This window comes from Ruegeria sp. AG1 (genome assembly GCF_056541705.1).
In genome coordinates, this window is sequence record NZ_JBQFYU010000007.1 from 1 (window position 1) to 13850 (window position 13850).

Below are 13850 nucleotides of genomic sequence, written 5' to 3' on the forward strand. Positions count from 1 at the left end.
GTTGGTCATCACCGAGCCCTGCGCTTCCATCACGGCGGCAGAGACGATGTTTTCCGACGCGATCAGCTCGATCTCGTCGCGCTGACGGCCCAGCTCGGACGTGATCGAGCCAAATAGCTCAGGATCACGGTCCGACAAAGACTGGGTGAAAAAACCTGTGTCACGGAGATTGGCGTTCATGATAGCTCCACATGTCTGGGGTATTGCTTGCGGATTTCCTATAGGAAACCCTACCGAGGCAACAGCTTTAAAGCGACGAATTGCACGGCGTGGGCGTCAACTCTGGCCTATTGGGGAAAGGTATGTTTGTTTCGGAACCAAATGTGCAGCACCGGAAACCGGAAAAAATGAAAAAGAGAATCGCTTTTCTCGCAAGCGAGGCTGATGTCGCGCAATCAGCCCGCGAGGTCCTGGTCGCCAAATACGGAAACGCCGCGCCGCGTGATGCGGATGTGGTGGTGGCATTGGGTGGCGATGGGTTCATGCTGCGCACGCTCAAGAACATGCAGCATCTCGATGCGCCGGTATACGGGATGAACCGTGGGACCATCGGGTTCCTGATGAACACCTATTCTGACACTGATCTCTTGGAACGTCTCGATGACGCCGAGGTGGAGGTCATCAATCCTCTGGCCATGCGCGCCATGGATCAATCCGGGAAACTGCATGAAGCGCTGGCGATTAATGAAGTGTCACTGTTGCGCGCAGGTCCGCAAGCAGCGCGTCTGAAGATCAGCGTCGATGGCCGCGAAAGGATGGGAGAGCTTGTCTGTGACGGCGCGCTTCTGTCTACGCCTGCGGGATCGACAGCGTATAACTATTCGGCCCACGGTCCGATTTTGCCGATCGGGGCGGATGTGTTGGCCCTGACCGCGATTGCTGCATTTCGACCCCGTCGGTGGCGCGGGGCCTTGCTGCCCAAAACCGCAACAGTTCGCATAGACGTGCTGGATGCCGACAAACGCCCGGTGATGGCCGATGCCGATTCTATTTCCTTTCCTGACATTGATTGGGTCGAAATCTGCTCGGAATCCGAAATCACCCATCGCATTCTTTTCGACCCCGGACATGGCCTTGAAGAGCGCCTGATTTCTGAACAATTCACTTAGAATTTCCTCAGTTTTGAAAAAAAATTTTTCCTTGTGTGAACAAGTTCACATGCCGGTGAGCGTGCAATAGGTAATGTGATCTTGCCTGGAGAACACGCTTAGGTGGGAGTGAGTGGCCACCAAACGGCGTTTTCGACATACTTGCGCATTTTTTGCGCTGGCGAGGGTGGGTGGTGCCACGCTCGTTATCTGAAATCCAGGCATATTTAAGCAAGCGGACCCCGGGCACAAAAACCCGGGGTCGATTTTTTTGGGGGGGGTCAATCGGAGCGGGTCATTCGCTCCCAAAGAGGTTTGCACATCTGCCCGACCCGCGCCTCGATCGCCGCCGCCGCATCGACTGCCAAATCTTCACGCCAACGACGCGATGCTATCTGAACATTGATGGGCTGCAGGCCGTTGGGCAGGTCTGCCAGTCTTGCCGGAACGCAGGCGGCAGGCAGGCCAAGGAAGTTCATCGCATAGGAATAGACCGCGCAGCCCAGAACCTCATGCACGCCCTCGGCCCCTTCGGTGTCGCGGTCCGGCTTGAAAAAGGGTTGAGGCAGGAACGGCGACAGGACGAGGGGGTAATCTTCAAGGAAGAGGGACCATTCACGGGCATAGTGGCTGCGTTTGGCGAGCATGCGCATCAGTTCAGTCTCGACGATAGGCGGGAATTCCTGAAAATAAACCTCGAAGATATCCTGGATGGTTTGGGAACCGGCCGCCTGGATGTCGGATTTCAGGAGGGTCAGAACCTCACCCATCAATGTGCGGTATCCGATGCGACCACATTCGAAGATATCAGGGGGGTCGATCTCGTCGACCTGATAGCCCGCATCGACCAGCGCGTTGCGCGCGGTATCTAGCGCCTTTTCGACCTCTGTATGCAGGGCGTATCCGAATGTGTTCTTGGTAAAGGCCACTTTGATCGGGGCGCCCAGAGCCTCACCCCGCCATGGCAGAGGAACATGAAACGGGTCGCGCGGGTCCGGGGCGATCAGGCTGGGCATCGACAAGGACAGGTCTGCTGCGGACCGGGTGATCAGGCCCTGAACAGACATAGATTGGGCGAGTATTCCGCGTTCGGCCGTTTGGCTGGGGTTCCAGGCGGGGACGCGACCAAGGCCGGGTTTGACTGTCACCGCTCCGTTGGCGGCAGCCGGAAACCTGAGGCTTCCGCCAATGTCGTTTCCATGCGCCAAAGCGCCAATCCCGGCCATGACGGCCGCCCCGGCACCGCCCGATGACCCTCCGGCCGAGATATGACGCCCCCAAGGGTTATGCGTGCGCCCATAAAGCGGATTGTCCGTGTCGGCGCGGAAGGAAAATTCGGGCGTGTTGGTCCGGCCAATAACGATGGCACCGGCGTTTTGAAGGTTTGATACAACCGGCGCGTCATCAGGGGCGATGACATCTTTCAGCGCTACGACCCCGTTTGTAGTCGCGTGGCCCTTTTGGTCGACATTTATCTTGATTGTCACCGGCACCCCATGCAGCGGCCCGGTCGGTGCCCCGGCCGCCCGCGCATGATCCAAAGCGCGCGCGCGTTTCAAGGCCTGCTGGCTCAGATCCTCGACTACGGCGTTCAGGTCGGGATTGACGGCATTCATGCGAGAGATGGAGGAGGCAACGGCGTCCTCAGCGCTCAGATCACCGTTGCGGGTCAGGGTGGTCAGCTCAGTGGCGCTGAGTTGCCAGATTTTGCTTTGAGTCATGGGCCCTCACTGTCTTAGCAAGACAGTAAGGGGCCTGTTTCAGGTTGCAAGAGGGGGCTCAGGTTACTGAGCGTAGCCAATCGTCTGCAACGCATCCTTGATCTCGTCCAAGATGGCGGGATCGTCGATAGTCGCGGGCATCTTGTACTCTTTGCCATCTGCAATCGACACCATGGTGCCCCGCAGGATTTTGCCCGAGCGGGTCTTGGGCAGGCGGTCTACAACCACGGCCAGCTTAAAGGCAGCCACCGGGCCGATTTTGTCGCGTACCATCTTGACGACTTCGTTCGAAACCTCGGCATGGTCGCGGTCGGCACCGGTATTCAGGCACAGGAAGCCCACCGGCATCTGACCTTTCAACTGGTCCGAAACACCGATCACGGCACATTCGGCGACGTCAGGATGGGCGGCCAAGACCTCCTCCATCCCACCGGTCGACAGGCGGTGGCCCGCCACGTTGATCACGTCATCGGTGCGCGCCATGATATAGAGGTAACCATCCTCATCGATCATGCCCGCATCGCCGGTCTCATAATAACCGGGGAAGTGGTTCAGGTACGAACTTTTGAACCGCTCTTCGGCGTTCCACAGCGTTGGCAAAGTGCCCGGAGGCAGCGGCAGCTTGACCGCAATCGCACCCAGCTCTCCCGGTTTCAGCGTATGGCCGCCTTCGTCGAGGATCTGAACGTCGTAGCCCGGCATCGGCTTGGCCGGAGACCCCAACTTGACCGGAAGTTCCTCGATCCCCAGCGGGTTGCCTGCAATGGCCCAACCGGTCTCGGTCTGCCACCAGTGGTCAACGATCGGAACGTTCAGCGCATCCTGTGCCCAGGTGATGGTATCGGGGTCGGCGCGTTCGCCTGCGAGATACATGGCGCGCAGGCCGGACAAGTCGTATTTGCCAATCAATTCGCCCTTTGGGTCTTCACGCTTGACGGCGCGGATCGCAGTGGGGGCGGTGAAGAAACTGCGCACGTTATGTTCGGAGATGACCCGCCAGAAGGTGCCCGCGTCGGGGGTGCCGACAGGTTTGCCCTCGAACACAATAGTGGTGTTGCCGTTGATCAGCGGGGCATAGCAGATGTACGAGTGGCCAACGACCCAACCCACATCCGAGGCGGCCCAGAACACATCGCCCGGATCGACGTTGTAGATATTTTTCATCGACCAGTTCAGCGCCACCAGATGCCCGGCGGTCGGGCGCACAACGCCTTTGGGCGCGCCCGTGGTGCCTGAGGTATAGAGGATATAGGCCGGATCATTGCCCGCGACCGGTACGCATTCGGCAGGTTCGACGCCGTATTGGAAGCCATGCCAGTTAAAGTCGCGTCCTTCGATCAGATGTGCCACTTCCTGTTCGCGCTGGAAGATGACGCAGAACTCGGGCTTGTGGCTGGCTAGGTCGATGGCGCCGTCCAGCAGAGGTTTGTAATGAACCACGCGACCCGGCTCCAACCCGCAGGAGGCGGCGATGATGGCTTTAGGCTTGGCGTCGTCGATCCGCACGGCCAGTTCGTTGCTGGCAAAGCCGCCGAACACCACCGAATGCACGGCGCCCAGACGCGCGCAGGCCAGCATCGCCTCGAGCGCTTCGGGGATCATCGGCATGTAGATGATGACGCGATCGCCCTTTTCGACGCCCTTGGCGCGCAGCGCACCGGCCAGTGTTGCCACCCGGTTCCGCAGCTCGACATACGAGATCTCGCGCTTGGTATGGGTGATCGGGCTGTCATAGATTATGGCGGTCTGTTCGCCGCGCCCATTTTCCACGTGGCGGTCGACGGCGTTCCAGCAGGTATTGACCTGCGCATCGCTGAACCATTCATACAGAGGGGCGTTGTCGGCAAACAAGGCTTTGCTGGGGGCCGAGACCCAATCAATGCCTTTGGCGGCATCCATCCAGAACGCCTCGGGGTCGTTTTTCCAGCCATCGTAAACGTCTTGATATGCCATCAGGCCCTCCTCCCAAAATCACTGCAATTGTTGTTAGGCGGCGATAGGGCAGTGGGCAAGCGGCGCGAGTGACGGCGCGTCAGTTTATCGCAAAATATTTGCAGGATGGTCGAAAACAGCCTGCAAATTTTTGCAAACCTCAAGATTTTATGGAATTTAGCAGGTTCAAAATGGGATTTTGCAAACCTGCAAATTTATGAGTGCAAAGGGTATTGGTTGAGTCGGACAGCCAGACACCCACAGGATGTCTGGCGTTGATCTGGCCGCTCTAGCCGTAGTGGGTTACGGGCGTGCCGGCGATTGCAGCCATATTCAGCAGCCCCCTTGAGGTGATCGAAGGGGTCACGATATGTGCCTTGTTGCCCATGCCCATCAGGATCGGACCAACTTCGATTCCGTCGGCTTTCATCTTCAGAACGTTGCGCACGCCACTTGCGGCATCCGCATGCGCGAAGATCAGGACATTCGCAGCACCCTCAAGGCGTGAGGCGGGGAAAATACGCTCGCGCAGTTCGGGGTTTAGGGCCGTGTCCAGGTTCATCTCGCCTTCATAAGTGAAGTCGCGCGGTTCGCTGTCCAGAATGGCAATTGCCTCACGCAGTCGCTTGCCCGAGCCTTCGGCCTGGTTGCCAAACTGCGACTGCGAGCAGAAGGCAATCTTCGGCTCAAGCCCGAAGCGCCGCACGTGGCGGGCTGCGCCAAGTGTGATCTCGGCCAGTTCCGCCGGGTTCGGCAATTGCCGCACGTGGGTGTCGGCTATGAATAGCGGGCCATCCTCAAGAATCATCAGCGACAATGCCCCATGCGGGCGCAGGTCAGGGGTACCCAGAACCTGTTCGACGTAATTCAAATGCCAGCGGTATTCGCCGAACGTGCCGCAAATCATGCTGTCGGCCTCGCCGCGCTGAACCATGATTGCGCCAATCGCGGTGGAATTCGTACGCATGATTGCCTTAGCCAGATCGGGGGTGACGCCGCGGCGCTGCATGATCTGGTGGTAAGAGTTCCAATAGTCGTAGTAGCGCGGATCGTTTTCCGGGTTCACGATCTGTAGATCCTTGCCGGGACGGACGACCAGACCCAGACGCTCACAACGTGCCTCGATCACTTCGGGGCGGCCAATCAAGATCGGAGTTTCGGTCGTTTCTTCAAGGATGGCCTGTGCAGCGCGCAATACACGTTCATCCTCGCCCTCTGCAAAGACGATCCGACGGCTTGAGGCTGCGGCGGCCTCGAACACTGGGCGCATCAGCAGGGCAGACTTGAAGACGGTCTGGTTCAGCTTTTCCTTGTAGGCCTCAAGGTCTTTGATCGGGCGTTTGGCAACGCCGCTCTCCATTGCGGCCTTGGCGACCGCCGAAGATACGATCCCCACAAGGCGTGGATCGAAGGGTTTAGGGATCAGGTAGTCCGGGCCAAACGTCAGTTGCTCACCCTTATAGGCAGCGGCGGCCTCGGCGCTTGTGGTGGCGCGGGCCAATTCGGCAATGCCTTCGACGCAGGCAATCTGCATCTCGTCATTGATCTCGGTCGCGCCGACATCCAATGCCCCCCGGAAGATGAATGGAAAACAGAGCACGTTATTGACTTGATTTGGAAAATCACTGCGTCCGGTCGCGATGATCGCATCCGGCGCGACCTCACGCGCGGCTTCGGGCAGGATTTCGGGCGTCGGGTTGGCCAGAGCGAAGATGATCGGGCGGGCGGCCATTTTCTCGACCATCTCGGGCGTCAGAACATTTGGGCCGCTTAGGCCAAGGAACAGATCGGCCCCACCAATCACGTCGTCCAGTGTGCGAAGGTCGGATTTCTGGGCGAACTGATCTTTGTGCGGGTTCATATCCTCGGCGCGACCCTCGTAGACCAGCCCGTGAATGTCGCACAGCCAGATATTCTCGCGCTGGACGCCAAGTTTGACCAGCATATTGAGGCAGGCGATCCCGGCCGCTCCGCCACCGGTCGAGACGATTTTGATATCCTCGAACTTCTTGCCAGCGACGTGCAGTGCGTTGCGGGCGGCGGCCCCGACTACTATGGCGGTTCCGTGCTGATCGTCGTGAAAAACGGGGATGTTCATGCGCTCGCGACACAGCTTTTCGACGATGAAGCAATCGGGGGCTTTGATGTCCTCAAGGTTGATTGCACCGAAGGTCGGCTCCAGCGCGCAGACGACATCGGCCAGTTTTTCAGGGTCTGGCTGGTCGACCTCGATGTCAAAGCAGTCGATCCCGGCGAATTTCTTGAACAGGACGGCCTTGCCCTCCATCACCGGTTTCGAGGCGAGGGCACCGATATTGCCCAGCCCCAGCACAGCGGTTCCGTTCGACACCACTGCCACAAGGTTGCCGCGTGCGGTGTAATGCTCCGCGTTCGAGGGGTCGGCCTTGATCTCAAGACTGGCCTCGGCCACGCCGGGTGAATAGGCGCGGGCCAGATCCCGGCCGTTTGCCATCGGCTTTGTAGCCTTGATTTCAAGCTTTCCGGGCTTGGGATGGGCGTGATAGTCAAGCGCGGCCTGCCGCAAGCTGGGTGTGTCAGACATCGGCGGTAAAGCTCCCTTCAAAATTTGATTTAGCCTTAAACTATTTTTTTCGGCTTGGCTATGCCGCGCCTGAAGCTTGGCAAACCCGACCGTTTCCTTGATTAATTGTCGCAAAATTTTTACAAACCGCAAATTCCCGCGAATTGTTCTGAGACACCAAAATGCCCAACGACCTCAAAATGTCATCTTCCGAGGTGTTCTCGCCATCCCGTTTCCGCTTTGGGGTGGACCGGTTCTGGTTCTGGGCTGCGCTCGGCGTTGCGGCCTTCATCCTCGGGTGCATTGCCTTGTTCCCCTTGCAGGCTGAGGTGTTCAATCAGGAAGGCGGATTGATCGAGACGATCTCGGCAGCTGGCTTGTTCACGGCTGGAGTTGTGGCCTTGGTCAAATACCGAGGCCTCGCGCGGCTTTACATCGGCGTGGGGTGCCTGCTTCTGGCAGAGCGCGAGCTTGAGGCGGATGTTTACGCGGAAGGCTCTGTGCCATTTGCGGTGCTAAGCGGCTTGGACGGTTTGCTGGACATGACGCTCGTGCGTGTCGCCCTGGCGGTGGTCGTCCTGGGGGGCGTGCTGTGGCATGGCATTCCCAACGCGTGGCGGGCGGTCAGGGTTCAGGCGCCCTTCCTTGCGATCTTCGTGTTGGCCGGGCTGGCTGCAGTTGTGGCGCAAGGGCTCGAAGAAATCTCGGGCCTGTATGAGGCCACGATGTCCTCGGTTATGAAGACGCGGCTGTTTGTTCTGGAAGAAACGCTCGAGATGTATTTTTCGATTGGCATTCTGGCGTCGGTTCTGATCGGATGGCCGAAAGAACCGACTGACGAGAGCTTGCATGACCCAGACAGCGCACGCGGCGAACACCCGCGCTGAAATCCGTTTGCCGACGCAGGAATTGCGCGACGATATTCCGTTCTACACCAAGGTTTTGGGGATGCAGATGGATATGATCTATCCTGCTGACGATCCTCGAACTGCCGTTTTTTCCGGCCATGGCCTAAGGGTGCGGATCGAGAAGGATGCGCCCGAAACCCCCGGCACTTTACGTATTCTGACCGAGAACCCTGAGGGTTTTGCCAATGGGGATCGGGTTCTAGTAGCTCCGAATGGCACGCGTATCGAAATCGAGGACCTAAATCCCCCTCTGGTGATGCCTGAAACCGTACATTCCTTTGTGGTGCGCAGGCTCAAAGATCAGGCGCCGTGGATTATCGGGCGGGCCGGGATGCACTATCGCGATCTGGTGCCGGATCGTTTGGGCGGGTCGATCATTGCCAGCCATATTCGCATCCCCGATGGCGGCCCTGTGCCGGATATGGTGCATTTCCATATGGTCGGGTTTCAGCTGATCTTCTGCATACATGGCTGGGTTGATGTCGTTTACGAAGATCAGGGCGACAAATTGCGCCTGACCGCCGGTGATTGCTTTATCCAACCGCCGGAAATCCGCCACCGCGTGCTGGAAGCCTCGGACAATGTGCAGGTGATCGAGATCGGCGTTCCGGCCGAACATGTCACCGAAATAGATCACGAGATGGAACTGCCGACGCCGCATCTGCGTCCTGACCGGGAATGGCAGGGGCAGCGCTTTGTCTACAATCAAGCAAAAGATGCGTATTGGGTGCCGTTCCGACTGTCGGGATACATCTGCCGCGACACCACGATTGCCGAGAACACCAAAGGCGTCGCCGGTGTTCAGGTCGTCCGGCGCGGGCAGGGTGATCCGGTCTGGTCCAGCCACGATACCGACATCCATTTCACCTTCGTCATGAACGGAGAGGTCACTTTGGAAGGCGAAGGCCGTGACCCCTATCAACTGGAGCAAGGGGATGCCTTTGTGATACCACCGGGGATGCGCACACGCTTGTCGCAGCCCTCTGACGATGTTGAACTGCTCGAGGTGACCTTGCCGGGGGTGTTCAAGACGGTGCTGGAATAAATGCAAGGTGGGGCTTCTATTCGCCCCTCGTTTTCCGGTAGGGTCTGAATTTCTGACCAACTGATCAAAAATGGGGAATCGCCATGTCGCTTAAAGATGCCGCCTTGAAGGTCCGTGAAAACGCCCATGCGCCTTATTCGAACTTCAAGGTCGGCGCGGCGATCCTGTCGGGCTCGGGGGCGCTCTATGTTGGATGCAATGTGGAGAACGTGGCCTATCCCGAAGGCACCTGTGCCGAGGCAGGCGCAGTTGCCGCCATGGTCGCCTCGGGTGAAACCGAGCTAGCCGAGGTCTATGTCGTTGCCCAAAGCCCGCAGCCCGTGCCGCCTTGTGGTGGCTGCCGTCAAAAACTGGCCGAGTTCGGTGCTCGGGATGTAAAGGTCACCTTGGCGACAACCGACGGCGCCGAGTTCGAAACCACGATCGGGCAGCTTTTGCCCGGCGCATTTGACGCCTCGCATATGCAGGACAGCTGACCGCATGGATGCGCGTTCGATCATCGCTAAACTGCGCCGCAGCGAAGTGCCCGCCGGGCCAGAGCTTACGTGGTTTGCCCAAGGCCTGGCCGATGGCAGCGTCAGCGACGCCCAGGCTGGGGCCTTTGCGATGGCCGTCTGCATGGGCGGGCTGGACGCGCAGGGTCGTGCCGACCTGACCGTTGCGATGCGAGACAGTGGCGACGTGCTGCGCTGGGATCTGGATGGCCCGGTCATCGACAAACACTCTACGGGCGGTGTTGGCGATTGCGTCAGCCTGATCTTGGCTCCGGCTCTGGCCGAATGTGGGGCCTATGTGCCCATGATCTCGGGCCGCGGGCTGGGCCACACGGGCGGGACTCTGGACAAGCTCGAGGCGATTCCGGGTGTCACCACCCAGATCGGGCAGGAGCGTCTGACACAGGTATTGCGCGACACCGGGGCCGCTATTGTCGGCGCAACGGGGCAGATCGCGCCTGCGGACAAGCGTCTCTATGCGGTGCGGGATGTGACGGCGACGGTCGAAAGCCTCGATCTGATCACGGCCTCGATCCTATCCAAAAAACTGGCGGCAAGTCCCGATGCGCTGGTGCTGGATGTCAAAACAGGCAGCGGTGCGTTTATGAAAACCATCGAAGACGCGCGCGAGCTGGCTCAGGCGTTGACCGCGACCGCGAATGCCGCTGGGTGTCGGACCTCGGCCGTTATTACCGATATGAACCAACCTCTGGCTTCGGCACTGGGCAACGCTTTGGAGGTGGCCGAGGTCATGAAGGTTCTGACCGAAGGGGGAGCGTCTCCACTGGCCGAAATCTCTGCCGAATTGGGCGGGGTATTGCTGGCGGATGTGGGTATCTCTGAAACCGTGGATCAGGGTCGCACCAAAATCGCCGAGATCATCCGGGATGGGCGCGCCGCGGAACGGTTTGGTCGCATGATGGCCGCCGTTGGAGGCCCGGTGCAATTTGTTGAGACGTGGTCGCGGTTCCTGCCCGAAGCCAGCGTGATCACCGAGGTGGCAGCCTCGCGTGACGGATACATCACGGCCATCGACGGCGAAGCTTTGGGGTTGGCCGTGGTGGCTCTTGGCGGCGGACGTCAGGTTGAAAGCGATGTGATCGATCCGGCGGTGGGTCTGTCAAACATGGTACGGCTGGGCGAGCGGATCACCAAAGGCGCGCCATTGGCCGCTGTTCACGCGGCGCGCGAGGACGCGGCGGCTCAGGCGGCCCAGAGCGTATTGGCGGCGATCACGATCGGTGATGCTCCGGTTGCCGTGCCCGATCTGGTGCATGAAAGGATAACGGCATGAGCCGCGCCTTTCTCGTCGTGATGGACTCAGTCGGTATCGGCGGGGCGCCTGATGCAGGCGCGTTTTTCAACGGGGATGTGCCTGACACCGGGGCCAACACACTGGCCCATATCGCGCAAGCCTGCACCGAGGGGCGGGCTGAGGACGGACGCAGCGGCCCGCTTGCGCTGCCTCATCTCGATGCGCTGGGATTGGGTGCTGCGACGCGTTTGGCCTCGGGCGACGTAACGCCGGGGCTGGCGGCTCAACCAACGGGCATGTGGGGATGCGCGCGCGAGCTGTCGCCGGGCAAGGATACGCCCTCGGGCCATTGGGAACTGGCGGGGCTGCCCGTGCCGTGGGACTGGCACTATTTTCCTGACACGCAGCCCGCGTTTCCTCCCGATCTGAGCCAAGCAGCAGCGCAAGCTGCGGGGACCGAGGGAATTCTGGGCAATTGCCACGCATCCGGAACAGCCATCATTGCCGAACTGGGGGCCGAGCATATTCGCACCGGCTGGCCGATCTGCTACACGTCCGCTGACAGCGTGTTCCAGATCGCCGCGCATGAGGAGAGCTTTGGCCTCGAAAACCTGCTTGCGATGTGCCGAACACTCGCGCCGCGTTTGCATGAGATGAAGGTGGGCCGTGTAATTGCGCGCCCCTTCGTCGGCTCATCTGACGAGGGGTTCACCCGCACAACGAACCGCAAGGACTTTGCCATCTTGCCGCCCGCGCCCGTGCTGACGAACTGGGTTCAGGACGCAGGCCGCCGGGTGCACGCCGTTGGCAAAATCGGAGACATCTTTTCGATGCAGGGCATCGACACGCTGCGCAAAGGCACGGATGCCGAATTGATGGGGCACCTGTCCGACCTGGTGGATCAGGCCGAGGATGGCAGCCTGAGTTTTGCCAATTTCGTCGAATTCGACAGCCTCTATGGTCATCGTCGCGATATCAGCGGCTATGCAAGTGCGCTGGAATGGTTTGATCAGGAAATCGGAGCCATCCTGCCTAAGCTGCGCCCGGATGACATGCTGGTATTGACGGCGGATCACGGCAATGACCCCAGTTGGATCGGCACCGACCACACCCGTGAACAGGTGCCGGTCTTGGTGGCCGGGAAAGGGACAGGCCAGCTCGGTCAGATCCATTTCGCAGATGTCGCCGCCAGCATTGCCCATCACCTGAACGTACCGGCGCAAGGGCCGGGAAAGAGCTTTCTATGAGTGTCGCAGACCTTCCGAAAATCGAGCTACATCTGCATCATGAAGGCGCTGCACCGCCCGCATTCATCCGGCAATTGGCGCATGAAAAACGCATCGATCTGAGCGGCATCTTCAAGCCCGATGGCAGCTACGACTTCCGCGACTTCGCCCATTTCCTCAGCGTCTATGAGGCCGCGTGCGAAGTTCTGAAATCGCCCGAGGATTTCCGCCGCCTGACCCTGGCGATCCTTGAGGAAAGCGCCGCCAATAGGGTGGTGTATTCCGAGACCTTCCTCAGCCCCGATTTTTGCGGCGGTGGCGATCTGCACGCGTGGCGCGACTATCTGAACGCCATTCAGGACGCCGCCGATGAGGCCGAGCGCAAGTTCGACATAACTCTGCGCGGCGTGGTCACCTGTGTCCGCCATTTCGGCCCGGATCAGGCCAAGATCAGCGCCCGGTGCGCTGCGGAAACCGCAGGCGATTGGATCACCGGTTTCGGCATGGGCGGAAATGAGTCCATTGGTACCCAGGGCGACTTCAAATGGGCCTTCGATTGCGCCCGCGAGGCCGGTTTGCGCCTGACCACCCATGCAGGTGAGTTCGGCGGTCCAGAAAGCGTGCGCGACGCGGTTCGTGACTTGGGTGTTGAACGTCTCGGCCACGGCGTTCGCGCCATTGAAGACCCCGATCTGGTGCATGAACTGATCGACCGGGATGTCACGCTTGAGGTCTGCCCGGGATCAAACGTTGTTCTGGGTCTCTACCCTGATTTCGCCGCGCATCCGATTGCGCGGTTGCGCGATGCCGGGGCGAAAGTCACCGTTTCCACGGATGACCCACCATTTTTCCATACCACTATGCGGCGTGAATATGAGATGTTGCAGGCAGCCTTTGATTGGGGCGCAGAAGACTTCGCAGCCCTGAATGAAACGGCCCTGAACGCCGCCTTTTGCGATGAAGACACCCGCGCGCGGGTCAAGAAAAGACTGGAGAACACATGAGCGAACACCTGACCGTCGTTGACCACCCGCTGGTGCAGCACAAACTGACGCTCATGCGGGACAAGGGGACCTCTACCGCCGAATTCCGTCAGTTGCTGCGGGAAATCACCCTGTTGTTGGCCTACGAGGTGACCCGCGAGCTTAAGCTGACCACCCGCCATATCGAAACCCCAATGGAGGAAATGGACGCGCCCATTCTAGCTGGCAAAAAGCTGGCCCTCGTCTCGATTCTACGTGCCGGGAACGGGATGCTGGACGGAGTGCTGGAACTGATCCCGTCCGCCCGCGTGGGGTTTGTGGGGCTGTACCGCGACGAAGAAACACTGAAACCCGTTCAGTATTATTTCAAAGCGCCCGAGGGCCTGAAAGACCGGCTGGTCATTGCCGTGGACCCGATGCTGGCCACCGGTAACAGCTCGGCTGCAGCGATTGATCTGCTGAAAGAGGCGGGCGCAACCGAGATTCTGTTCCTCTGCCTGCTGGCGGCACCAGAAGGGGTTGCCCGCATGAAAGAGGCCCATCCAGACGTGCATATCGTCACTGCCGCGCTGGATCGTGAACTGAACTCGAAAGGTTATATCATGCCCGGCCTCGGTGATGCCGGAGACCGCATGTTTGGCACGAAATAAGCCCGA

The 13850-nt window shown here is 59.6% G+C and carries 11 protein-coding genes and 1 pseudogene; 8 read left to right on the top strand and 4 right to left on the bottom strand.

The genetic code is table 11. From position 1 onward, the window contains the following. Positions 1 to 180, bottom strand: a pseudogene (gene glyA / locus ACR0B5_RS11710) (serine hydroxymethyltransferase); the annotation flags it as partial. Between the two features lie 122 nt (positions 181 to 302). Here glyA and ACR0B5_RS11715 point away from each other — a divergent pair. Beyond that, positions 303 to 1109: an NAD kinase gene (locus tag ACR0B5_RS11715; protein WP_170465611.1), complete on the top strand. Its 807-nt coding sequence runs from the start codon at positions 303 to 305 to the stop codon at positions 1107 to 1109. A gap of 260 nt (positions 1110 to 1369) precedes the next feature. On the opposite strand, the gene ACR0B5_RS11720 is transcribed toward ACR0B5_RS11715, so the two are convergent. The 3 genes from ACR0B5_RS11720 to ACR0B5_RS11730 form a co-directional block, all read right to left on the bottom strand. Next, the gene (locus ACR0B5_RS11720) at positions 1370 to 2809 is read right to left on the bottom strand and encodes an amidase family protein (RefSeq protein ID WP_480540564.1); all 1440 of its coding nucleotides are present in this window, start codon (positions 2807 to 2809) and stop codon (positions 1370 to 1372) included. Between the two features lie 63 nt (positions 2810 to 2872). Beyond that, entirely contained in the window at positions 2873 to 4762 is a 1890-nt protein-coding gene (prpE, locus tag ACR0B5_RS11725; protein ID WP_480540566.1) for a propionate-CoA ligase PrpE, read from the bottom strand. 268 nt (positions 4763 to 5030) lie between these two features. Beyond that, the gene (locus ACR0B5_RS11730; protein ID WP_480540568.1) at positions 5031 to 7304 is read right to left on the bottom strand and encodes an NADP-dependent malic enzyme; all 2274 of its coding nucleotides are present in this window, start codon (positions 7302 to 7304) and stop codon (positions 5031 to 5033) included. 161 nt (positions 7305 to 7465) lie between these two features. On the opposite strand from ACR0B5_RS11730, the gene ACR0B5_RS11735 reads away from it, so the two are divergent. The 7 genes from ACR0B5_RS11735 to upp all read left to right on the top strand — a co-directional run bounded on the left by ACR0B5_RS11735 (position 7466) and on the right by upp (position 13844). Next, entirely contained in the window at positions 7466 to 8170 is a 705-nt protein-coding gene (locus ACR0B5_RS11735; protein WP_480540570.1) for a hypothetical protein, read from the top strand. Further along, complete coding sequence (locus ACR0B5_RS11740; RefSeq protein ID WP_480540572.1) at positions 8133 to 9236, top strand: cupin domain-containing protein; 1104 nt, start codon at positions 8133 to 8135, stop codon at positions 9234 to 9236. Before ACR0B5_RS11735 ends, ACR0B5_RS11740 begins: the two co-directional genes overlap by 38 nt. A gap of 83 nt (positions 9237 to 9319) precedes the next feature. Further along, the gene (locus ACR0B5_RS11745; protein ID WP_480540574.1) at positions 9320 to 9712 is read left to right on the top strand and encodes a cytidine deaminase; all 393 of its coding nucleotides are present in this window, start codon (positions 9320 to 9322) and stop codon (positions 9710 to 9712) included. A 4-nt stretch (positions 9713 to 9716) separates the two neighbouring features. Then, positions 9717 to 11024, top strand: coding sequence for a thymidine phosphorylase (locus tag ACR0B5_RS11750; RefSeq protein WP_480540576.1), 1308 nt, complete (start codon positions 9717 to 9719; stop codon positions 11022 to 11024). Beyond that, complete coding sequence (locus tag ACR0B5_RS11755; protein WP_480540578.1) at positions 11021 to 12232, top strand: phosphopentomutase; 1212 nt, start codon at positions 11021 to 11023, stop codon at positions 12230 to 12232. The genes ACR0B5_RS11750 and ACR0B5_RS11755 overlap by 4 nt, the downstream gene beginning before the upstream one ends. Then, positions 12229 to 13215, top strand: a complete 987-nt coding sequence (locus ACR0B5_RS11760) for an adenosine deaminase (RefSeq protein ID WP_480540580.1) — start codon at positions 12229 to 12231, stop codon at positions 13213 to 13215. Before ACR0B5_RS11755 ends, ACR0B5_RS11760 begins: the two co-directional genes overlap by 4 nt. Continuing rightward, on the top strand, positions 13212 to 13844 hold the full coding sequence (gene upp, locus ACR0B5_RS11765) for a uracil phosphoribosyltransferase (protein ID WP_170374268.1): 633 nt from the start codon (positions 13212 to 13214) through the stop codon (positions 13842 to 13844). Before ACR0B5_RS11760 ends, upp begins: the two co-directional genes overlap by 4 nt. Positions 13845 to 13850 lie beyond the last annotated feature (6 nt).